Source organism: Eubacterium ruminantium, from assembly GCF_900167085.1.
GTDB lineage: Bacteria > Bacillota > Clostridia > Lachnospirales > Lachnospiraceae > Eubacterium_Q > Eubacterium_Q ruminantium.
In genome coordinates, this window is record NZ_FUXA01000014.1 from 47,742 (window position 1) to 71,632 (window position 23,891).

Consider the following 23,891-nt stretch of genomic DNA (forward strand, 5'->3'; position numbering starts at 1 on the left):
GAGAGTAACAGTGAAAAGAACACCACTTCGTTGGAAAGAATATTATAAAAAGAATCAGGAAAGAAAAGAATATAATTATGATGGGCCTCTTGGAGCAGAGGTTACTGAAGAAGGAACAGTCATAAGATTATGGAGTCCTGTGGCGGACGAAGTAAGGCTGAATCTTTATTATGACGGCGGAAAAGGCGGGATTGTTAAAAACGGCTACGGTGTATTTGTGGCAGAGGATCCTGAGGATAGCAGTAATATTGCGATGACTGTGCCGATGACTTATGACAGTACAAATGGTGTATATAGTTACAGTACTCCGGAGAATCTTTCGGGAGCTTATTATGATTTTGACGTAACTGTTGAAGGTGTTACAAGAAGAACAGCCGATCCGTGTGCTAAGGCAGCCGGAGTGAATGGACTTCGTTCAATGATCATTTCAGATGAAATGACTTTTGTAGATGGCTGGGACAGTGACACTGCACCAAAAAAACAGGGAACTGATATTATCTATGAAATTAATATCAGAGAATTTTCATACTGCCTAGAAATGGGTGAAGACAGCGGAAAATATTCTGCATTTAAAAGATTTTTAAGCGGAGAGAAATTTAAGATAAAGGGGACAGATCATTTTATCAATCCTTTTGAATATATGAAAAAACTTGGTGTTACTCATGTTCAGCTTATGCCAAGTTATGATTTTGGATCAGTGGATGAAAGATTTGAAACTGAGGATTTCAACTGGGGCTACGATCCTGTGAATTATAATGTTCCGGAGGGCAGCTTTTCAAAGAATCCGTCTGATGGTGCATTAAGAGTCCGTGAGTATAAAGAAATGATAAAGGCACTTCATGAAGCGGGATTCCGCGTGATCATGGATGTTGTCTACAATCATACATACAACAGGGACAGCTTCCTTGACAGGACAGTTCCGTATTATTACTACCGAATAGATAAAGACGGCAAAGAATCAAATGGCTCAAAGTGCGGAAATGATATAGCTTCCGAAAGAAAAATGGTTAGTCGATATATCCTTGATTCCGTAATGTATTGGGCAAATGAATATCACCTGGACGGATTCAGATTCGACCTCATGGGACTTCTTGATACTGAACTGATGAATAAAATCAGGAAAAGTCTCGATGAGAAATTTGGAATAGACGAGAAACTTATCTACGGAGAGCCTTGGGCTCCGGCTAAAACAACCATGGACAGTGGATTTAAGCAGGCTCTTAAGGAAAATGCTTCGAAGTATCTTGATAAAAATATAGGTTTCTTCAGTGATGACCTTAGAGATGCTATAAAGGGGTCTGTTTTCGATGATGAAAGCAGAGGCTTTGTAAATGGCGGGAAGTATGCTGAAGAAATAGCTGATGCTGCACTCGGTTTCGAAAATAAAGGCTTCTGTCCGTCACAGATCATAAGATATGTCAGCTCTCATGATGATCTGACGCTTTGGGACAAGCTTTCCATAACATCGAAGGATCATGAGGAGAGGATAAAAGAAGTTAAACTTGCCGCTGCTATTTATATACTTGGACGCGGACGTGTCTTCATGCTTTCGGGAGAGGAATTCCTGAGAAGTAAGGATGGAGAAGATAATTCCTATAATCTTCCTATAAGTCTTAATAAGCTTGATTGGGAAAAAGCATTTACAAATGAAAAAATAGTCGATTATTACAGTGAACTTATCAAGATACGTAAGGATTCGGAAGTCCTTTCGGATATTACAGGTCAGTCGGCTGAAAAGATAAAGATACATAAAAGTGAAGACGGCATCGTTATATTTTCGGCGGGAGAATATCTGATCATATTTAACGGAAGTGAGGAAAAATATAAAGATACTATAGATAATGTTCAGATTGAAGCGGATGAAGTTTCGGCTGCTGTTTATAAATGCGGCAAGAAAATTCCGTTAGATCAGGAAAGTTGATCCAACGAAAAAGTCGAGAGTTAAATGTATTGATCGATTTTGAAAGACACGGATTAAGCGGACTGAATCAATAAAAAATTGTCAGAGATTTAAGGAGGATTTATGAATCTCGCAGCGATATATCACAGAACTACCGATAAATATGCTTATCAGCTATCGGATACGGAACTTGTAATAAATATTGAGACGGGATACGACGTCGACCATATTTATATTCATCAAGGTGATCCGTATCTTGCCGGAATTATGGGCGGCAGGGAAGAATGGAAAGGCAAAAGAGAAGAGATTTATTATAAAAAGAGAGAGAAAGAACATATCTGGTGGACCACGACTCTTTTTCCGGAATATAAGAGATGCAAATATTATTTCGAAATAATCAGCGGGGAGGAGCGTGTATTTCTTTTTGAAGACGGTTTCTATACCGAGGAGGAAATGCATCGTCCGGGCAAGGTACTTTCGTACTTTATCTACCCATGGATGAATCCGGTTGATACATTCAGAACGCCGGACTGGGTAAATGAAACTGTGTGGTATCAGATATTTCCGGAGCGCTTCTGCAATGGCGATAAGAGTAATGATAATCCGGGGACAAAACCTTGGAAATGCGAAGAGATAAAGGGTTACTGTGATTATTACGGCGGCGACCTTCAGGGAATAATCGACAGATTCAATCATATAAAGAATCTTGGAATTACCGGTATTTATCTCACGCCTGTTTTTGAAGCTGACTCAAATCATAAATATAATACTGCGAATTATAAGAAGGTGGATCCTCATTTCGGAACCAATGAAAAACTCCGTGAACTCGTGAATCTCGCTCATAAAAACGGCATAAGGGTAATGCTGGATGCTGTATTTAATCATACGGGAACCGACATTTCCATGTGGCAGGACATTCTTACAAATGGAGAAATGTCGAAATATAAAGACTGGTACATGATAAATGATTGGCCGGTGGATAAGAAGTGCGATACAAAAGACGGAAGATTTTATTCATTTGCATTTTTTGAGCAGATGCCGAAATTAAATACAAATAATCCTGAGGTCAGAGAATATCTTAAAGATATAGTGAGATTCTGGATGATGGAATTTGATATAGATGGACTTAGATTTGATGTGGGAAATGAAATATCTCACAGGCTGCTTCAGGAACTGAGAGTTATGACCAAGAGTATTAAGCCTGATTTCTACCTACTTGGCGAAATCTGGCATGATGCAACACCATGGCTTCTCGGAAGTGAATATGATGCGGTTATGAATTATCCGCTTTCTACAGCTATTTCCAACTACTGGATCTATCCGGAGTGGGACAGCATAGAATTCGAATATGGCGTAAACAGAAGCTTTACCATGTATATGCAGCAGGCAAATGATGTGATGTTCAATCTCCTTGACTCCCACGATACCAACAGACTTATCGATAAGGTGAAGGACGAGGATGTCTTCTATCAGCAGCTGGCGGTTCTTTATACCATGCCGGGAAGTCCTTGTATATACTACGGAACTGAGATTGTTATGCCGGGAGGGTTTGATCCTGACTGTAGAAGGTGTATGCCATGGGATGAAATCGATGCAGGAAAATTCGATACAGAGATTGAGGAAATGAAGAAGCTTATCAACCTTAGAAAGACTTATAAGGCGGCAAGAAGCAGGAATTTCCATTTCCCGAACAGTATTGATGACAAGCGAACTGTTGAATATATCAAGCTTTGTGATGAAGGAAATATAAGCATCATACTTAACTGTGGCGATGAAACCATAGAAATACCGCCGGAGATAAGCTGCAAGCATGTTATCTACAGCAGAAAGTATGAAGCCGGAAAGCTTCAGGCTAAAGGAATACTGATCAGTATTTTATAGAAATTTAATGTGCCGGAGAGGATCGGTAAATGACCGGGAATCATGCGAGAATAGAGAATCATAACATGGCCGGGAATCATGCGAGAATAGAGAATCATAACATGACCGGCAATCATGCGAGACGAGAGGATCACATGATTCGGAATATAAATATATCCGGTTTGTTATATATCATGAAATGAAAAATGAAGGGAGAATGGTAATGCGTAAGGCGGGTATACTGCTTCCGATATTCAGCCTTCCGGGAAAGTACGGAATAGGCTGTTTTTCGGAAATGACATATAAATTTATAGATTTTTTGAAGGAAGCGGGACAGAAGTATTGGCAGATACTTCCTCTTGGACCGACCGGATACGGTGATTCGCCGTACCAGACATTTTGTTCCTTTGCAGGAAATCCGTATTTTATCAGCTTGGAACAGTTGATAAAAGAAAAGCTTCTTACGAAGAAGGAAGTAGAAGAAGTTTACGGAAAAGGTAATGCTTCAGAAAATGAAAAGGTAGATTATGAATTCCTCTACAATACAAGATTTGCACTTCTAAAAAAGGCTTATGAGAAGGCGGAGAAGACAGGGAAACTTGAGGATAAAGTCTATAAGAAGTTCGTCAAAGAAAATGAATATTGGATAAATGATTACGGACTTTTCATGGCTATAAAGAATGAAATGAACGGTATCTGCTTTACACAGTGGCCGAAAGATTTAAGAGTCAGAAATGAAAAGGCGCTTGCAGAGGCAGAGAAAAGACTGGAATACGAAAAGAATTTTTATATATTTATCCAGTATAAATTTTATGAGCAGTGGGATCTTGTGAAAGATTATGCCAATGAAAATGGTATAGAAATCATAGGTGATCTTCCGATTTACGTGGCGCCTGACAGTGCGGATGTATGGGCTCATCCGGAGCTCTTCCAGCTGGACAAGAATGCTATTCCGAAGAGAGTTGCAGGCTGCCCACCTGATGGATTCACACCTCTTGGTCAGCTCTGGGGTAACCCGCTTTATGATTGGGATTATCATGAAAAAACAGATTATGACTGGTGGACAAGAAGGCTCGATAAATGCAGAACACTCTATGACATTGTCAGAATCGATCATTTCAGAGGATTTGAGGCTTATTACTCTGTTCCGGGAGGCGACAAGGATGCCACAAGAGGAAAATGGGTTAAAGGCCCGGGCATGAAGCTTTTCAGCAGACTTAAAGAAAAACTTGGCGACATTAAGATTGTGGCTGAAGATCTTGGATTTACAACAGATTCTTTAAGGGAATTTGTGAAAGAATCAGGCTTCCCGAATATGAAAGTTCTTGAGTTTGCGTTTTATGAAAATGAAGACGGCAGTGAGTCGGAATTCATGCCATTTAATCATTACAGTAACTGTGTTGTATATACAGGAACTCATGATAATGAAACTCTTGTCGGATGGCTTCAGAATGCTGATGAAAAAACATATGGCAAAGTTCTTAATTATCTGGGCCTCGGCGAACTCAAAAAGAGCGATGGCAATCTGAAAAAAATTGCGCAAATGCTTATAAGAGTTGCGCAGAACTCAGTAGCTGATTATTGCATAATCCCGCTTCAGGATTACATTTATCTCGGAAATGAGGCAAGAATTAACGCTCCATCCACCCTTGGAGACAACTGGGTTTGGAGAGTAAATAAGAAAATGATAGGTAAAAAAATTGCAAAAAGAATATACAAAGTCACGAAGACTTATGGAAGAGTTTAGGAATAATTATACAAAAAAAGACAGATTCTTTGTTACATATTAATAAAATATTAAGAGCTATGAGTTGAATATTGACAAAGGGGTGGTATAAGTGTTAGAGTAATTGTATGAACAACCGGTTGCGCTCGAAATAATAGCACCGTTTGAAAAGTTAATTGTTATATGGTAACTTACTGGAAGGCTCTGTAAAGAGTCGGAGAGAAAGATCTTATGGATCTCTAAGAGGAGGAATAACAATGAAGAAAAAATTAGTTGCAGGCTTATTAGCCACAGCGATGGTTGCATCTGTATTCACAGGTTGCGGCAAGAAGTCAGACAAGAAGTCTGAGAACAAGGAATCCCTTGAAGTAACGGCAGAAGACAAGGGAGAGATCAAACTTTGGATTGCAGATAACACTGTAGATTTCACAAAGAGTGAAATTGACAAGTTCTTTGAAGCTAATCCTAACTATGCAGGATTTACAGTTTCAATTGAGCCTGTAGGTGAAGGCGATGCTGCTACAAATATGATCACAGACGTTCAGGGTGGTGCAGATATCTACGGATTCGCTCAGGATCAGCTCGCAAGACTTGTTTCTGCAGGAGCAATCGCACCTGTACCAAAGAGTGGACAGGAATGGATTGAACAGCAGAACGATGCAGGTGCTTACGGCGCTGCTACTTTTGATGGTACAACATATGCATATCCACTTACATCTGATAACGGATATTTCTTATACTATGATAAGAGCGTTGTAACAGATCCTTCAAAGCTTGAGTCAATCATTGCTGATTGTGAGAAGGCTGGCAAAGGTTTTTATATGGAAATCAACTCAGGTTGGTATAGTACAGCTTTCTTCTTTGGTACAGGATGTAAGCTTGAGTACGGTATCAACAGTGATGGAAAACTTGATTCATCAACAGTAACATATGCATCAGAAGATGGTGTTAAGGCTATGAAGGCTATTATTAATCTTCATAAGTCAAAGGCATTCGTTAACGGTTCAGTTGTAGGCAATGCTGCAAATGCTGCAGCTATCGTTTCAGGTACATGGGATTCAGGTGCTGCACAGGATATGTTCGGTGCTAACTACGCATGTGCTAAGCTTCCTACATTTAATGTAGACGGAAAAGATTATCAGATGAGCGGATTTGGTGGATTTAAGCTTCTTGGTGTTAAGCCACAGACAGATTCAAAGAAGCTCGTTGTTTGTCAGGCACTTGCTAAGTTCCTTACAAGTGAAGAAGTTCAGATTGCCAGATTTGATGCTGTAGGTTGGGGTCCATCAAACAAGGCAGCACAGCAGAGCGATAAGGTTAAAGCAGATCCTGCTCTTACAGCTCTTGCAGAACAGCTTAGTTATACAATTCCTCAGGGACAGTATCCTAATGAGTTTTGGGATCTCGCTAAGGGACTTGGTGATTCAATTATTTCAGGTGATTTTGATAACGCTTCAGATGATGACATTATGAAAGCACTTACAGATTTCCAGAATACTTGTGAAAGCTACGCAAAATAATTAGACTTAAGATGAAGTAACAGGGCGGGAATCGGGTTTTACTCCCGCCTTTTTACATAAAAAAGACATTTAAATGTTAAAAAATTACGGTTTAGAATCCGGAGGGGACTATGAATAAGTCAATTGCATCAACTTCAGAAAAGAAGCGTAAAAGCAAAATAGGAACCTTCTTCAAAATTGTCGGATCAGAATTTAAGGAGATTGGAACAACATTTACAAAAGGAACTTGGTTCACTAAAGTTTCATGTTTTATTCCGGGTCTCGGACAGATTTTAAGAGGACAGTTTGCAAGAGGTATAATGTTCCTTCTTATAGAAGGTGGACTTCTTTTCTATATCTTCGGTGTTGGAATGCCATATCTTCAAGATTTTGGTACGCTTGGTACAGAAACAAGCGGATACAATGATTATGGCGTAATGACATATGGAGATAACTCTTTCTTCATCCTTCTTTATGGCCTTTTGACCATAACAGCCATTTTTCTTGTAATCCTTTTTTGGAGGATTAATCTCAAACAGAATAAGAAGGTAGATGACCTTCTTAGAGAAAACAGAATGATTCCTACTAATAAGCAGGATCTTCATTCACTTATTGACAGTAACTTTGACAAGACATTACTTGCACTTCCTGTGATAGGTATTTTCCTGTTTACAGTACTTCCGATCATGTTCATGATCTGTATAGCATTTACAAATTATGACATGGATCATACACCACCGGGAAAACTTTTTTCCTGGGTTGGATTTGACAACTTTAAAGAGATTTTTAGTTTTGGCGGAACCGGTTTCGGTTCTACATTCTTTAAAGTCCTTGCATGGACACTTATTTGGGCATTCTTTGCAACATTCCTAAACTATTTCCTCGGAATGGCACTTGCATTGCTCATCAACAAAAAGGGAATTAAATTTAAGAAGATGTGGAGAACGATCCTCATTGTTACGATCGCTGTTCCACAGTTTGTATCACTTCTTTACGTAGGAAAGATGTTCGCAGCAGATGGCATTGTTAATACCTATCTCTTGAAATGGGGATGGATATCCAGGGCGATACCTTTCTGGACCAATCCTACATTGGCACAGGTACTTGTTATTATTATAAATCTCTGGGTAGGTATTCCTTATCTCGTTCTTATAGCAACCGGTCTTCTCATGAATATTCCGGCTGACTTATATGAAAGTGCGAGAATCGACGGAGCTACTAATATTCAGATGTTCTTCAAGATAACACTTCCATATATGCTGTTTGTTACAGGACCATTCCTTCTTACACAGTTTATTGGAAATATCAATAACTTCAACGTAATTTACCTGTTGACGACAGGTCAGCCGCTTTCGACAAAGCTGTCGAATAATGCAGGTTATACAGACCTCCTTGTAACATGGCTTTACAAGATGACAGTTAACAGTTCAAATTACAAGATGGCAGCGGTAATTGGTATCATGGTATTCGTAGTAGTTGCGGTTGTATCTCTCATCGTGTATAACCTGATGCCTTCAGTAAAAGATGAGGAGGAATTCCAGTAATGAAAGCGAAAAAAAGAGCAAATCTTGCAGTATCATATCTGGTACTCATCATTATAAGTATTATTTGGCTGTTCCCATTTGTATGTCTCGTTTTACAGAGTTTTAGAGGATACGGTGCAGCTGACGGCGGCGGAGGAATGGTAAATTACCTTCTTCCGAAGAGATGGACACTCGATTCATATAAATATCTTTTCAATGGAGAGAGTAAGTTCTTAAGATGGTATATGAATACACTTATCATCGCGATTGCAGTAACACTTGTACAGTCACTTGTTGTAGTATGTGTAAGTTACGCACTTTCAAGAATGAGATTTAAGGGAAGAAAGCTTCTCATGAATATCTGGCTTGTTCTTGGAATGTTCCCTGGCTTCCTTACAATGATCTGTCTTTACTTCCTTCTTAAGTCTATCGGACTTACACAGGAAGGAGCAGTACCGGGACTTATACTTATAGCGGCTGCCGGATCCGGAATGGGATATTATGTATGTAAAGGTTACTTTGATACAATCCCGAGATCACTTGATGAAGCTGCAAGAATAGATGGAGCAACAAGAATGCAGATCATGACTATTCTTATTGCACCTCTTTCAAAACCAATAATTATATATCAGCTCCTCGTTGCATTCATGGCACCTTGGTGTGATTATATATTTGCTTCTTACATTGCATTTGGCCACAGTGATAGTTACAACGTTGCCGTTGCCCTTCAGAAATGGGTATGGACAAACGATTATCAGGGATATTTCACAAGATTCTGCGCGGGCGGTATCTTGGTAGCAATACCGGTAACAATACTCTTCATGTGCTTACAGAGGTACTATGTTGAAGGAGTTACAGGTGGTGCCGTTAAGGGTTAATGCAATAAATATTATTTTATCGAATTATGTTTTAGCACTTATAGGCCGGTTCAGTTTCATAAATGTGATTCTGGACCGGTCTAATGCTAACCTAATCATAGTTCATATGTATTAGGCCGGACACGTTATCCGGCAAAAAGGGATTTATTTATGGATGAAAAGATAACTATCGATGATATAGCTGAAGCTCTTGGTGTTTCCAAAACTACTGTATCAAGAGCGGTATCGGGAAAAGGAAGAATCAGCGAAGTTACCAGGGCTCGGGTGCTTGACTATATTGAAAAGCACAATTATAACCCCAACCCACTTGCCAGGGGACTTGCGGAGAATAAGACATACAACATAGCTGTTGTATGGCCAGAAGATTATGAGGCTGTTGATCTTCCGTTCTTTCAGCGCTGCATCATGGGTGTTAACCGAGTAGTTGCGGAACAGGGATATGATATAATCATTTCTATGGTTAATGACGACAATCTAACAAATCTTAAAAGAGTTGTGGAGCATAAGAAAGTAGACGGTGTTATCTTAACAAGAACTTTGGTAAATGATAAACCGGCTGACTATCTTAAAAGTTCAGGCATGCCATTTGTTGCTATCGGAAGCAGTGATGATGATTCTATAGTTCAGGTTGATAACAATAACCTTGAGGCCTGCAGGGAACTCACGTCGATCCTTATTTCCAAAGGATCTAAGAAAATAGCCATTATTGGTGGTAACAGCAATCATGTGATAACCCGAACAAGACTTAGGGGCTATACAGAAGCGTTCAAAAATGATAACATAAATTATGACCCGGAACTTGTTTTTCTTGATTCGGATGATTCAATCAAGATCACCGGGATAATAGAAGAACTTGTTGCAAAAAAGGTCGACACTGTAATCTGTATGGATGATGAAATTGTAGGGCAAGTTTTAACAAGCTGTCGCAGAAAGCATATCAGGATACCTGAGGATATTAAGGTTGCTTCATTTTATAACAGTACAATTTTAGATAATATGATGCCTTCGGTTACATCGCTTAACTTTGACGACACTAATCTTGGTGCCGTTGCCGCGAAGGCGCTTATGAATATTATAGACGGGAAAAATGTAAGAAAACGTATAGAGTCTTCTTACGAAATAGTTTTAAAAGACAGTACAAAGTAAAAGGGGGGGATTTGTATGTTTAAGGGCTTGTTTACAAAAACTGCCGTTTGTTTTGCTACGGCAGTTTTACTTTTATCTGGAGCAAAGCAGGGGAAAAGTCTTGGGAGTAAGGCGTATGATGAGGATGTGAAAAATGCATCTCAGTACGATGAGACTGTAGATTATATATCTCAATACGATGGACAAGACCGAAACGTAATTTATTTTGATGAGGATGAAGTAACACCGGGGGACAGTGATGCTGATTCAGGTGAACTATATGTAGAACAGATAGAACTTCCGGAAGATTTTTATACGGGAGTCGATATTTCTTCATATCTTTCAGAGAAAGAAAGCGGCGTAATATATTATGATTACGATGGTAATAAACTCGATGATAAAGGATTCTTTTTATTTCTAAAAAGTTGTGGGATCAATACAGTAAGAATAAGAGTCTGGAACAATCCTTATGATGCGGAAGGCAATGGTTACGGCGGAGGAAACTGTGATATCAACAGGGCTGTGATAATGGGAAAATTTGCTGTTGATGCGGGACTGAAAGTCCTGATTGATTTTCATTATTCTGACTTTTGGGCTGATCCTGGCAAGCAAAGTGCGCCTAAGGAATGGACAGGAATGAGCCTTGATGAAAAGGCAGTAGCACTTCATGACTATACAGTTTCTTGTCTGGAAATGCTTAAAGCTGAAGGTGTCACTCCTGAGATAGTACAGATTGGAAATGAAACAACAAAAGGATTTTGCGGAGAGACATCATGGACAGAGATATGCAAGCTTCTTAAAGCAGGAAGTGATGCGGTTCATGAAGTGTTGCCGGAAACAAAAAGAGCGGTTCATTTCACAAATCCCAACAGTGAAAATTATTATGCCTATGCAAGATATCTTGATAATAATTCGGTAGATTATGAAATATTCGCAACTTCATATTATCCTTTCTGGCATGGGGATTATGATAATCTGAAAACTCAACTTGAATATGTAACAAGTAATTTCGATAAAGATGTAATGGTTGTGGAAACGTCATACGTTTATACATACGACGATGGTGACGGCTTTTCAAATACCATAGGCGAAGGAACTCCCGGAGTTGCAATGAATTATATGATCAGCGAGCAGGGACAGGCCAATCTTATTCATGATGTAACGAAGACGGTTACGGAATTCGGGGATCATGGCGTCGGTGTATTTTACTGGGAGCCTGCATGGATACCTGTAAGAAGGCTAAGTGATCCGGAAACCCAGCAGGTTGAAGATAACAATGTGCTTTGGGAAAAATACGGTTCCGGCTGGGCAACAAGATATAGCGGAGAGTATGATAAAGACGCACGAGAATGGTTTGGCGGATCCGCTGTTGATAATCAGGCATTATTTGATTTTGACGGACATCCTTTAAGATCATTAAAAATATTCAATCTTATCAGAAACGGTTCTGATGGAAAGTACGGCATCGTTGATATAGAAGTTGATGACGTTACAGCAGGAGCGGGTGATGAGATAGCTCTTCCAAATATGGCTGTCCTCAGATATACGGATGATAAAAAAGTCGAGGCGAATGTATCCTGGGATCAAAATGATATAGATAAAGTTACTTCGTCCGGAAGCGGAGAATATGTTGTTAAAGGCAAGGTTTCTGTGGGTGATACGGACTATGATGTAAGCTGCAACGTTAAAGTGAGCAGTGAGAATCTTCTTAAAAATCCGGGATTCGAAGAACCGGAAATGAAATACTGGACCATCACTGATGATAACAGTAAAGGGCAGGCCTGTGTATCCAGAAAAAATGATACGAGTAATGTAAGAAATGGTGAATACTGTCTTCAATTCTGGAGCGGAGAACCTATTTCATACAGGGTTGAGCAGACTGTATTTCTTAAAAAAGGAAGATATGTTCTCGGAAGCTGGATTGAAGGCGGAGACGCGGGAACCGGCGCGGAATTCAAGTTATATGCTAAAAATGATAAGGATGTATATTCAGTTGATACAGAAGTTACCTCGTGGAAAGAATATAAAAATCCTGAGATTAATGACATTGTAATAGATGAAGACGGTACAAAGCTTACAATCGGTGTTTCTGTAAAATGCGATGCTAACGGATGGGGTGCATGGGATGATTTCTATCTTTACAGCCTTGACGGAAATGGCGGAGTAATGCCGGGGATGGAATATGACAGCACTGAAACTACGGAAAAGCTTACCGAAACATCTGAAGAGGTGGAGAAAACTACAACCACTGAAGAAAAAAATGAGAAAAAAAGCGCCGGAACTAGTGTTTTGACAATCATTTTACTGGTGATATCATTTATATTTATACTTGCCGTTGTAGTTATAATAATTAAAAAAGCCAAAGACAAAAATTAGTTTTATCAAACTATATATGTTATGTTAAAATGATGGAAGTGATAATTTTATCGCTTCCATTTTTTAAGTGGTCATTTTAGATAATAGGAGGGAACGGAGTATGGCAAAGTACAGATGCAAAATTTGCGGGGCAATATTTGAAGTACCGGATGGACAGGAAGCGGTTTGTCCTGTATGTAAGGCAACAGGTGACAATCTTGAATTGGTTGAGGAGGAGACACAAGAGATGAATAAGTACGCAGGAACACAGACAGAGAAGAATTTACAGGCTGCATTCGCAGGTGAATCACAGGCTAGAAACAAATATACATATTTTGCTTCAGTAGCAAAGAAAGAAGGTTTTGAACAGATTTCAGCTATCTTCCTTAAGACAGCTGACAACGAGAAGGAACATGCTAAGATGTGGTTTAAGGAACTTGGCGGTATCGGAGATACAGTTACAAACCTTAAGGCTGCTGCAGATGGCGAGAACTTCGAGTGGACAGATATGTATGAGGATTTCGCAAAGACAGCTGAAGCTGAAGGATTCCCTGAACTTGCTGCAAAGTTTAGAGGAGTTGGCGAGATCGAGAAGCATCATGAAGAGAGATACAGAGCTCTTATCAACAATATCGAGACAGCTCAGGTATTTGAGAAGAGTACAGTTAAGGTATGGGAGTGCCGTAACTGCGGACATATTGTAGTAGGTACAAAGGCACCTGATGTATGTCCTGTATGTAATCATCCACAGAGCTTCTTCGAAGTACATGAGGAAAATTACTAAGATATATTTCCGGAAAGCGATTTAATCTTGGAAGTTTAATTAAGCTGTATATTGCAGCGGGTGATTTAATCACATCATTATGATTAAGTCGTATAATTTCAGCATTTAAAAGGTTTTAAAAGTTTTATAACATGATATAATAAGACTTTGGTCGGATTGATAAAGTTCGGCCGAAGTCTTTTTATTTTACCCGGGTTTACTATGGAAAGATTTAACGATATATGGTATTATGACCGGGTGTGATTTTGAAAAACAGCGGCTTTTTCGTAAGGCCGTTACAATATATTGGAAGTCAGAAAGTGAGATAGTTATGGCATATAATGCAGAGAAAATTACTGTTTTAAAGGGGCTCGAACCTGTAAGACTGCGTCCCGGAATGTATATAGGTAATACCGGAAGAGGCGGACTTAATCATTTGGTTCAGGAAATTATAGATAACTCTGTGGATGAACATCTTGCGGGTTATTGTAAAAATATAACTGTAGTGGTAAATGAAGACGGTTCCGCAACGGTTTCCGACGACGGAAGAGGTGTTCCTGTGGATATGCATCCGACAGAGAAACAGCCTGCGGAGAGAGTTGTTTATACGGTTCTTCATGCAGGTGGAAAGTTTAATAGCAGTACTTATAAGATAAGCGGTGGTCTTCATGGTGTTGGTTCTGCAGTTGTAAATGCTTTAAGTAAGAAGCTTCTTGTAGATGTATACAGAAATGGATATGTATATCATGATACATATGCTTACGGAAGTCCTACAACAAAGCTTGTTGACGGCGAACTTCCAAAAGAAAAACTTACAAGAAAAAGAACAGGTACTACGGTTACTTTATATCCGGATGATACTATATTTGAAACTGTTAAATTTAAATGCAGTGCCATAAAGCAGCGTATTAAAGAAACAGCATATCTTAATCCGGAGCTTACTATAACATTCCATAATAAGCGTGACGGTGAGGAACCTGAAGTATTTCACCAGCCGGGCGGCCTTTCGGCATTCGTAGAGGATGTTTCCGACGGACTTACTCATACATCGCCTGTTATCTCAATAACCGGTGAGAAGGATGGGATTTCGGCTGAAATAGTATTCGTTATGACTGAAGACGGTGATGAAAATATCATCGGATTTACCAATAATATTACAAACCCTGAAGGCGGAACACATGTAACTGCATTTAAATCTGCTTTTGCGAAAGTTATTAATCAGTATGCAAGAAATGAACTCGGTCTTCTTAAAGATAAGGATGCAAATCTTTCGGGTGCGGACATAAGAAGCGGTATGACAGCTGTTATTTCTGTAAGACATCCTGATCCGCAGTTTGAAGGACAGACTAAGACAAAGCTTTCAAATACAGATGTTTTAAAAGCTGTTGATGATATAGTGAAAGAACAGCTGACAGTTTATTTCGACAGAAATTATGAGGTTTTGAAAGATATAGCTGACAGGGCTGTTGCACTTTCCAAGAGAAGAGCAAATGAAAAGTCTAAGATCAACCTCAGCAAGTTTTCATTTGAAGGAAATGGAAAACTTGTTCGACAGGAGAGTAATGATGCTTCTAAATGTGAGCTCTTTATAGTCGAGGGTGATTCGGCCGGAGGCTCAGCAAAGTCAGCCAGAGACAGAAAATATCAGGCTATACTTCCTCTTCGTGGAAAGATACTTAATGTTGAAAAAGTACCTGTAAGTAAGGTGCTTGAAAATGCCGAGATAAAAGCCCTTATAAATGCATTTGGCTGCGGATTTATGCAGGGCTACGGAAATGATTTTGATATAGAAAAATTAAATTATAACAAGATCATCATCATGACTGATGCGGACGTGGACGGAGCTCATATTGCGACTCTTCTCCTTACATTTTTCTATAGATTTTATCCGGATCTTATCAATGAAGGTCATATTTATATTGCTATTCCACCACTTTACAGAGTTGGTGAGGGTAAGAATATCAAATATCTTTATTCGGATACAGAGCTTGAAAAGTATAGAACGGCTCATCCTAAGAAATTCACAATCCAGAGATACAAAGGTCTTGGTGAGATGGATGCTGATCAGCTTTTTGAGACAACAATGGATGTGAATAACAGACTTCTTAAGCAGGTTTCAATAGACAGTATGGCGGAGGCAACAGAGATAACTCATACACTTATGGGAAGCGATGTTGCACCAAGACGTCATTATATTGAAAAGCACAGCAGGGAAGCAAATATAGATTTATAATTAGAATTTTGTGATTTAAGGAGTTTTTATGGCAGAGAAAATAAGCGCTGTCGATTATGAATCCGAGATGGGACAATCATATGTCGATTATGCGATGTCAGTTATAACAGAAAGAGCACTTCCTGATGTGAGAGACGGTTTAAAGCCTGTTCAAAGAAGGATACTTTATTCATTGTCCGAACTCACATCTTCAGATACACCTCATAGAAAATGCGCACGTATCGTAGGTGATACCATGGGTAAATATCATCCACACGGTGACAGTTCAATCTATGAAGGACTTGTTAATCTTGCGCAGAATTGGAAACTTCCGATTCCTCTTGTAGATCCTCACGGAAATTTCGGTGACGTATCGGGATCCGGCGCCGCTGCAATGCGATATACAGAAGCAAGAATCTCAAAATATGCTGAAGAAGCATGTATGAAGGATCTTAAATTCTGTAAGGAAGATTTTATTCCGAACTTTGACGGAACAGAAAATGAACCGACATATCTTCCTTTCCAGGTTCCGAACCTTCTTGTAAGCGGATCTATGGGTATTGCCGTTGGTATGGCGACAAATATTCCTACTCATAATCTCGGAGAAGTAATAGACGGAACCATAGCTTATCTTGAAAATCCTGATATTACTACAGAAGAACTTGTTGATATCATTAAAGGACCTGACTTTGCAACAGGCGGTATCATCAATACTTCGAGAGAGAATCTTATTTCTATTTATGAAACGGGTCTCGGTAAGATAAGAGTCAGAGGAAAAGTTGAGATAAGAGATATTGGTCATGGAAGAAAGTCAATCTGTGTAACGGAACTTCCGTTTACAATGATCGGAGGAACAGAGAAGTTCTTAAATACTGTTGCTGATCTTGTAAGAAACAGAGAACTTCCTCAGGTTGTTGATATTGCTGACAGAGGTGACAAGGATGGAGAATGCCTTGCTATCGATGTTAAGAAGGGTACAACCGATGAAGAGATAGAAAATATAATCAATATTTTATATAAGAAGGCAGGACTTGAGGATACTTACGGTGTGAATATCAACTGTATCAATAATCGTAAGCCTGAAGTTATGGGCCTTAGAAAGATACTTAAACTTTATACCGAGTTTAAGAACAGCATTTATACAAGAAAATATGAGAAACTTCTTGATGAGCAGGAAGATATCAAAGAGATTAAGGAAGGACTCCTTGAAGCTGTTGATGTTATCGATCTTATTATCGAGATACTTCGTGGATCAAAGGATGTTAAGACTGCAAAGAGATGCCTTATGACAGGTGAGACAGAGGGAATCAAGTTCAGATATAAAGGTTCTGAGCAGGATGCTAAGTCGCTTAATTTCTCTGAAAAGCAGGCTGATGCAATTCTTGCAATGCGTTTATCTAAACTTATCGGTCTCGAGATAGAAGCGCTTCGTAAAGAACTTTCTGATGCTGAAAAGCTTATCAAGAGATATAGTAAGCTTCTTGGATCAAAGGCTGAGATGCGAAGACAGATGATAAGCGATATGGAAGAGCTTAAGAAATATGCTAAGCCAAGAATGACCAAGATATCAGATCTGGGTGAAGTAAAGGTTAAAAAGGCCGAAGAAAAACCTGTTGAGATATCAGTTCTTCTTGATAGATTTTATTATCTTAAGTGTATCGATAAGAGCGTATATGATAAGAATGTGGCACAGATAGAGAAGGATTATCGTTTCTCTGTAAATACTATGACAGACGACAGACTTATCGCATTTACGGATAAAGGATTCGCATATATCATCAAGATATCGGATCTCGTTAAGAAACAGGCGAAGAAGCAGACAGGAAAGGGAAATAGCATTTTCGGAAAACTGTCTGATAAGGGTATACAGATATTCGAATTCTGCGAGATGGAAGCTGATGAAAATGTTATTTTCATCGATGCTCTCAGCAGTATCATAACAAGTAATCTTTTATTTGTTACGGATAATGGACGTGCAAAGAGAACAGAAGGTGCACAGTTCGATGTTACAAGAAAGAAAGTTGCAGCGGTTAAGACGGGAGATGTTCCTGTTATGGTTAAACCTGCGGATGAAGAAGGATTCGTGGTTGCAAGATCCGAAAAGGGATACTTTGTAAGAGTAAAAGTTGGGGATATAAGCATTCAAGGAAAAGGTGCAGGTGGTATTAAACTTATTAAGCTTGCTCCTGATGATAAACTTATTGAGGCTGAAGTCGGTCTTACGACTGATGCTATGATCGGTGAAGTATCATTCTCCAGGGTGAAGCTTTGCGGAACAGGAAATAAAGGTACAAAACTGAGAGTTTAATATTTTATCGATGGTCTTGAACGGGTTATTATAGTGTGGCTTGGAACGCGACATTAGCTGTATTGCTGAAATAATAATACTTTTAGGATGGTTGTATAAATGAACGAAACATGGGAAAAACGGCGTAATACATTTATATTTATTGCATTAATGTTTGTGCTGACATCTTATATGTCGGTAGGTAGTGATATATTATCTGTTGCAGGTTTGTTTCCGGTAAAGATATATGCATTTCCAATGATGGCTATTGCTGCCGGAATGTGTTTCAATATCTTTTCGGATAAAAAAAGACCGGGATTCTGGCTGTTTCTTGTCAGGATTTCCGGAGCTTTTCTGGTTCCTTATGTAATATGTTCTTTGTTATTTAAGGTAGCTGAATTTATACTTTTCAAAGTTTTAAAAACTGAAATAGGAAGAGGTAAAGCCGGGTTCGGAGATGATCTCGGCTTACTTGTCGTTATATTTATTGTATTTGTAATACTATATTTTCTGATGACTTTTATTAAAAGGATATATATAGTATGTCCTTTGATATTTGTTTTGGGAATCGGATTTTTCGCTTTTGTATCTCATAGTGGCTGGGAAATGACAGGATACAGACTACTGCTTATGAAGGTTGCCCTGGCGCTTCCGATGGTTACTTTCGGATGCCTGGTGAATTATTTAGCTGTCAATAGCGGTAAGGGTAAAAATAACAAGTTCGGTAATAAGAACAAGGGCGATAATAATAGGAATAAGACTGTTAATAACAATAAACAGGATAAGAACGGCAAGAATACCAACAGTAGTAAGAAAGATGCAGTGGCTTGCATTATAATTCTTGCAGCGGCCGGTATGAAGATTTTATTGAATGCAATTTTTAAGAAGCATGAGAAAAATATCCTAATTTCCGGAACAATCGGTGAAAAAGCGATTCTTTTATATTTTGCAGCGGCGTTACTTGTAGCTGTATTTTGGTGGTATATCGCAAGATTTGTAGCAAGGGTATGCAGTTTTAAATATACATTTAAATTCAAAAGATATATATACTGCTTCATGCTTTCTTTCTTCTGGGGAACAAGTGCGCTTATAGGAAATTTCGCTACAGCTCTGGGTGATAAGAGATTCCGTGCGGAGAATTTCAAACAGGATGTTTATTACAGTTTTCTTCCGTCCTGGGGCTTCAAGATATTCTATACTTTAGGAACATTTTTACTCCTGTTTGCATTTTCATTTGTATTAAATATCATTATAAGCTGCCTGAAAAAAACGATTATCTTCTTATATAATAAGGCGGGATTTCATCCTGAAAAATATACTTCAAAAGATGTTGGAAGATTCCTTCTCAGGATGGGGGCTGTGGTATTCTTTGCATGTGGTGTGACACTTACTGCGACAGTGGTCTGGCTCTTTGATACATGGCCTAAGCTTGATATACATGAGCTGATATTTACAATTAATTCTCCATTGGATGGAACCAGTAGTGAGATAGTTGTTCCGGCATTGGTCAAATATGCTCTTCCGGCAACGGTGGTTATTATTCTTTCGGCAGGATTCATGATTGGATTCAGGAAGAGAAAGAAGACTATGAGGATACTTACTGCGATGTATTTCGTCCTTGGAGGAATCCTTTTATTCCTTTCTTTCAGACATGCGGATAAAAGACTTGGACTGGTTGAATATATTAAAAATGCTAATGGTGATGATTCGTTTATAAAGGATAATTATGTGAATTCCGGCGATGTGAAACTGACATTTCCTGAGAAAAAGAGAAATCTTATATATATTTATCTTGAATCAATGGAAGTTACCTTTGCTGATGAAGCTTCGGGAGGAGCATTTAAAAAGAATGTAATTCCGAATCTTACAAAGCTTGCTGAGGAAGGCGAAGATTTCGGACCAAAGGATAAGAAGTTGAATGGCGGATTTTCATTGGAAGGAACAACATGGACTATCGGTGCCGTTTTTGGAGATTCTTCCGGTGTTCCTATGCTGATAAATATGTCCAGCAATGCATTTAAGACCCAGGGTGCATTTTGCAAAAATATAATAATGCTTGGTGATATCCTTAAGGATAATGGTTATAATAATGTATGCATGCTTGGTGCAAGTGCATCGTTCGGAGGTGTGGATACATTCTTTAAGACTCACGGTGATTATGATATTTATGATTATGACAGGGCAATCAGTGAGGGATGGATTCCGGGTGATTATTATAAATGGTGGGGCTTCGAAGATGAGAAGCTTTTCGGATATGCGAAGGATAAACTTACAGAACTCGGAGAGTCGGGAGAGCCTTTCAACTTTACGCTCATGACCATGGATACTCATTTTGAGGATGGTTATGTATGCGATAAGTGTGAAAATACATTTGGTGATGACAGATATTCAAATGTTATTCACTGTTCTGATGAACAGGTTTATGAGTTTATAGAATGGATCAAGAGTCAGGACTGGTATGAAAATACAACCATAGTCATGAGTGGCGATCATCCTACAATGGATACGGATTATTGTGAGAATGTTGATTCGGATTATTTGAGAAGGGTATATACGAATTTTTACAATTCAACGGAGGTTTACAAAGGCGAAGGTCGTGAATATACTACTCTCGATATCTATCCTACAACTCTGGCGGCTATGGGTGTAAAGATTTCCGGAGACAGACTTGCCTGGGGTACTAATCTTTATTCGGATTTACCGACTCTGATGGAATCATACGGTAAGGATGTTCTTAATGATAATTTTGAAAAAGGCCGTAAATTCCTTAGCAAATTGGCGAATTTCGAAATGAATGATATGCTTCTTAAAAATGCATCGGCGGATGCGTACATAAAAGAAGTTGATAAGAATTATAAATATGTAACTTTAGGTGTTGTGAATCCAATCATCCATCCGGCTATGGTGGATAAATGTGTCATTGAGCTCCATTCCGGTGATGCGGTTAAGAATGTAATACTCAGTAAATCCGGCAACAGTTCTACGGATTATTACTATTTTGAAATGAGTAACAGTAAGGTGGAAAAGATTGACTGGGCAGACATTTATGTTGATGTTCAGGGTGAAAGATATCTGCTTAAACATATTGAAGATTTTAATGACTACCTGAAGGAAATGAATGAAAAAGAGAGATAGTTATATGATACGAGAACATTTTATTTTCAAAGGCGAAGTACAGGGAGTCGGCTTCAGGTACAGAGCTAAAAATACAGCGCGGGGGCTCGGACTTACAGGCTGGGTCAGAAATCTTTATGACGGTTCGGTGGAAATGGAACTTCAAGGACCTGCCCAAACGATAAATGAAGCGCTGAGAATGATAAATAGCGGAACTTATATAGATATAATCGATATGGACAGGAAAACGGTCGATGTTGATCCTGATGAGAATAGTTTTAAGGTTAGAATGTAAATGATGCCCGGAGAAATGGGAGAAAGGTAAGGGGAGTTTTTATGAGATATCCGGAGTTTTTAAAGGATAATGGAAGTATAGGGTTTGTAGCTCCTTCATTTGGCTGTAATATCGAACCTTATAAAAGTGCATTTGATAATGCTCTGAAGAAGTTTAAGGAAATGGGATATAAAACGGTTCTCGGTCCGAACTGCTATAAAGGTGAAGGTGTGGGAATCAGTAATCTTCCTAAGGAATGCGGCGATGAGCTGAATAAGATGTATAAGTCGGATGATGCAGATGTGATCATATCATGCGGAGGCGGAGAGCTGATGTGTGAAGTGCTTCCTTTTATAGACTGGAAGGGCATCAAAGAATCGAAACCTAAGTGGTATCTTGGTTATTCAGATAATACGAATTTTACATTTTTATCTACGATTCTTGCTGATACGGCGGCCATTTACGGTTCATGTGCGCCGAGTTTCGGTATGGAACCTTGGGCTGATTCTATAAAGGATACATTTGATCTGTTGACGGGAAAGATTGATAAAGTCAGCAATTATCCTAAATGGGAGAAGGAAGGGCTTAAAGATGAGGAACATCCGCTTATGCCTTACAATCTCACAGAGCCATACAGCCAGAAAAATTATAATATTCCTGAAAACGAAGAAGAAACGTCAATAGAAGGAAGACTTATCGGTGGCTGCCTTGACATCCTTGTAAATCTTTGCGGAACCGAATTTGATAAGGTGGATGAGTTCCTTGAAAGGTATAAAAATGACGGATTCATCTGGTTTATCGAGTCATGTGACCTTAGTATGCTTGATATAAGAAGAGCCTTCTTTCATCTTAAGCATGCCGGTTGGTTCAAGTATGCCAAAGGATTTTTGATCGGAAGACCATACCGACATGGTGAAGAAATGATGGGCGTTGATCAGTATAATGCTGTACTCCCTATAATAGAAGAAAAAGGTGTTCCGATAGTCATGGATATTGATATAGGACACATCCCGTCATCTATGCCGATAATAAGCGGAGCCTATAGCAAGGTGGATATTAAACAGAATGAAATATCTGTTAAATATGAGTTTATTAAGTAAAAAATTAACAAATTTAAAGACAACGATAATGATATGATAATCTATTTCTATTGTGCAATACTGCTAAAAACGATATCAAAATAGCCTCGAATCCTTAATAATATTTGTTGCATGTGCATAAAGTTTTTTCAAAACACTTGACCAAATGTTGATTTGAGAATATAATATGCCTTACCTAAAAAATTAATTGTTTTGTAACATTTATGAAATGAAGTTTAAAACAATTGATAAAAAAGAGGAGATTTTTATGAAGTTTGATAGAAATTTTGATGTCGAGGATATAAAAGCAGTAAGAACTGTAAAGAACTTTGCTAATAAGCATGACATCAAAGGTGTTGTCAAAAAATATTCCAAAAAGGTACAGAGCGTTGCAGTAATCGCTTCTCTCGGAGTTGTATGTACAGCTTCTATCACAGCTGCTAAGCAGAGTGATGTTCCTTCTGACGGAAGAGTCATTTCGATTTCGGATGTTAAGGCTGAAGCAGATGTCTTCGGTACAGGATTTGACAGAGTATCATACGAGGAGATGAAAGGTCTCAGATATGAATCTGATCAGTACGCAAAGATTGAAGTTTCCGAGAAAAATTACGAAGCAGTTCTTTTAGCTAAGGATGCTGATGAGAAGAACAAAGAAGCTCTCAGAAAGCTTAACGAAGAGAATGAAGAACGTATTCGTAAAGAAGCTGAAGCAAAAAGAGCCGAAGAAGAGAGAATTGCTGAAGAAGCAAGGAAAGCTGAAGAAAGTCGTAAGGCAGAAGAAGTTGCAAAGTCTGAGGACGTTAATGTAGAGGAAACTCAGGATGATGAGGATGTTCTTTATATCGAGTCTGACTCAGAATCAGGAACATACCTTGGTGAGTTTGTAACTACAGCTTATTGTCCATGTGCTTATTGCTGTGGAAAGTCTGATGGTATTACAGCCAGCGGAACACATGCTACAGCAGGTAGAACAATCGCAGCTGATCCAAGCAGATTCAGCTACGGTACTCAGCTTGTTATCGACGGACATACATATGTTGTTGAAGATTGCGGTGGTGCGATCAACGGCAATCGTATAGATATTTTCTTTGACACACATCAGGAAGCGCTTAATTACGGAACAAGAACAGTTTCTGTATATTCAAAATAATATCAAACATGTATATATACAATCCGGGAGCATTAACTCCCGGATTTTTTATTGGTTTAACAACCAATAAAACCACCTGCTATGCAGGTGTGTTCCCAAAGAGCTTTAGCTTCAAGTAAAAAAAACCTCCAGTGCTATAATAAGTG

At 38.8% G+C, this 23,891-nt stretch carries 14 protein-coding genes and 1 pseudogene; all 15 read left to right on the top strand.

Features of this window, described 5'->3' with window-relative positions; genetic code table 11:
* The first annotated feature begins 10 nt into the window (after positions 1-10).
* The 15 genes and pseudogenes from pulA to B5D25_RS10705 all read left to right on the top strand — a co-directional run bounded on the left by pulA (position 11) and on the right by B5D25_RS10705 (position 23,745).
* A complete protein-coding gene (gene pulA / locus B5D25_RS10635; RefSeq protein ID WP_159444154.1) occupies positions 11-1,921 on the top strand; it encodes a type I pullulanase in 1,911 nt (636 codons plus the stop codon).
* 102 nt (positions 1,922-2,023) lie between these two features.
* Positions 2,024-3,781, top strand: coding sequence for a glycoside hydrolase family 13 protein (locus B5D25_RS10640; protein WP_078787946.1), 1,758 nt, complete (start codon positions 2,024-2,026; stop codon positions 3,779-3,781).
* A 148-nt stretch (positions 3,782-3,929) separates the two neighbouring features.
* Positions 3,930-5,507: pseudogene (gene malQ, locus B5D25_RS10645) on the top strand (4-alpha-glucanotransferase); the annotation flags it as partial.
* Positions 5,508-5,743: 236 nt separating this feature from the next.
* The gene (locus B5D25_RS10650; protein ID WP_078787948.1) at positions 5,744-7,006 is read left to right on the top strand and encodes an extracellular solute-binding protein; all 1,263 of its coding nucleotides are present in this window, start codon (positions 5,744-5,746) and stop codon (positions 7,004-7,006) included.
* A 110-nt stretch (positions 7,007-7,116) separates the two neighbouring features.
* Positions 7,117-8,529, top strand: a complete 1,413-nt coding sequence (locus tag B5D25_RS10655) for a carbohydrate ABC transporter permease (protein ID WP_078787949.1) — start codon at positions 7,117-7,119, stop codon at positions 8,527-8,529.
* Positions 8,529-9,386, top strand: a complete 858-nt coding sequence (locus B5D25_RS10660) for a sugar ABC transporter permease (RefSeq protein ID WP_078787950.1) — start codon at positions 8,529-8,531, stop codon at positions 9,384-9,386. Before B5D25_RS10655 ends, B5D25_RS10660 begins: the two co-directional genes overlap by 1 nt.
* Before the next feature lie 150 nt (positions 9,387-9,536).
* A complete protein-coding gene (locus B5D25_RS10665) occupies positions 9,537-10,532 on the top strand; it encodes a LacI family DNA-binding transcriptional regulator (RefSeq protein ID WP_078787951.1) in 996 nt (331 codons plus the stop codon).
* Between the two features lie 15 nt (positions 10,533-10,547).
* On the top strand, positions 10,548-12,887 hold the full coding sequence (locus B5D25_RS10670; protein WP_078787952.1) for a glycosyl hydrolase 53 family protein: 2,340 nt from the start codon (positions 10,548-10,550) through the stop codon (positions 12,885-12,887).
* 226 nt (positions 12,888-13,113) lie between these two features.
* Positions 13,114-13,650 (top strand): rubrerythrin, encoded by a 537-nt coding sequence (rbr, locus tag B5D25_RS10675; RefSeq protein WP_078787960.1) that lies wholly within the window; start codon positions 13,114-13,116, stop codon positions 13,648-13,650.
* Positions 13,651-13,960: 310 nt separating this feature from the next.
* A complete protein-coding gene (locus B5D25_RS10680) occupies positions 13,961-15,862 on the top strand; it encodes a DNA gyrase/topoisomerase IV subunit B (protein ID WP_078787961.1) in 1,902 nt (633 codons plus the stop codon).
* A 28-nt stretch (positions 15,863-15,890) separates the two neighbouring features.
* Entirely contained in the window at positions 15,891-18,149 is a 2,259-nt protein-coding gene (locus B5D25_RS10685) for a DNA gyrase subunit A (RefSeq protein ID WP_078787953.1), read from the top strand.
* Positions 18,150-18,248: 99 nt separating this feature from the next.
* A complete protein-coding gene (locus tag B5D25_RS10690) occupies positions 18,249-21,263 on the top strand; it encodes an LTA synthase family protein (RefSeq protein WP_078787954.1) in 3,015 nt (1,004 codons plus the stop codon).
* Entirely contained in the window at positions 21,247-21,537 is a 291-nt protein-coding gene (locus B5D25_RS10695; protein WP_242870240.1) for an acylphosphatase, read from the top strand. The genes B5D25_RS10690 and B5D25_RS10695 overlap by 17 nt, the downstream gene beginning before the upstream one ends.
* 41 nt (positions 21,538-21,578) lie before the next feature.
* Positions 21,579-22,616, top strand: coding sequence for a S66 family peptidase (locus tag B5D25_RS10700; protein ID WP_078787955.1), 1,038 nt, complete (start codon positions 21,579-21,581; stop codon positions 22,614-22,616).
* A gap of 247 nt (positions 22,617-22,863) precedes the next feature.
* Complete coding sequence (locus B5D25_RS10705) at positions 22,864-23,745, top strand: 3D domain-containing protein (RefSeq protein WP_159444155.1); 882 nt, start codon at positions 22,864-22,866, stop codon at positions 23,743-23,745.
* The last annotated feature ends 146 nt before the right edge of the window (positions 23,746-23,891 follow it).

What these genes read in the sequence shown, in the direction of transcription:
- B5D25_RS10650 (WP_078787948.1), top strand. Translation starts at nt 5,744, where the DNA reads ATGAAGAAAAAATTAGTTGCAGGCTTATTAGCCACAGCGATGGTTGCA.
- B5D25_RS10685 (WP_078787953.1), top strand. Translation starts at nt 15,891, where the DNA reads ATGGCAGAGAAAATAAGCGCTGTCGATTATGAATCCGAGATGGGACAA.
- B5D25_RS10670 (WP_078787952.1), top strand. Translation starts at nt 10,548, where the DNA reads ATGTTTAAGGGCTTGTTTACAAAAACTGCCGTTTGTTTTGCTACGGCA.
- rbr (WP_078787960.1), top strand. Translation starts at nt 13,114, where the DNA reads ATGAATAAGTACGCAGGAACACAGACAGAGAAGAATTTACAGGCTGCA.
- B5D25_RS10660 (WP_078787950.1), top strand. Translation starts at nt 8,529, where the DNA reads ATGAAAGCGAAAAAAAGAGCAAATCTTGCAGTATCATATCTGGTACTC.
- B5D25_RS10705 (WP_159444155.1), top strand. Translation starts at nt 22,864, where the DNA reads ATGAAGTTTGATAGAAATTTTGATGTCGAGGATATAAAAGCAGTAAGA.
- B5D25_RS10690 (WP_078787954.1), top strand. Translation starts at nt 18,249, where the DNA reads ATGAACGAAACATGGGAAAAACGGCGTAATACATTTATATTTATTGCA.
- B5D25_RS10680 (WP_078787961.1), top strand. Translation starts at nt 13,961, where the DNA reads ATGGCATATAATGCAGAGAAAATTACTGTTTTAAAGGGGCTCGAACCT.
- B5D25_RS10655 (WP_078787949.1), top strand. Translation starts at nt 7,117, where the DNA reads ATGAATAAGTCAATTGCATCAACTTCAGAAAAGAAGCGTAAAAGCAAA.
- B5D25_RS10640 (WP_078787946.1), top strand. Translation starts at nt 2,024, where the DNA reads ATGAATCTCGCAGCGATATATCACAGAACTACCGATAAATATGCTTAT.
- B5D25_RS10665 (WP_078787951.1), top strand. Translation starts at nt 9,537, where the DNA reads ATGGATGAAAAGATAACTATCGATGATATAGCTGAAGCTCTTGGTGTT.
- B5D25_RS10695 (WP_242870240.1), top strand. Translation starts at nt 21,247, where the DNA reads ATGAAAAAGAGAGATAGTTATATGATACGAGAACATTTTATTTTCAAA.
- B5D25_RS10700 (WP_078787955.1), top strand. Translation starts at nt 21,579, where the DNA reads ATGAGATATCCGGAGTTTTTAAAGGATAATGGAAGTATAGGGTTTGTA.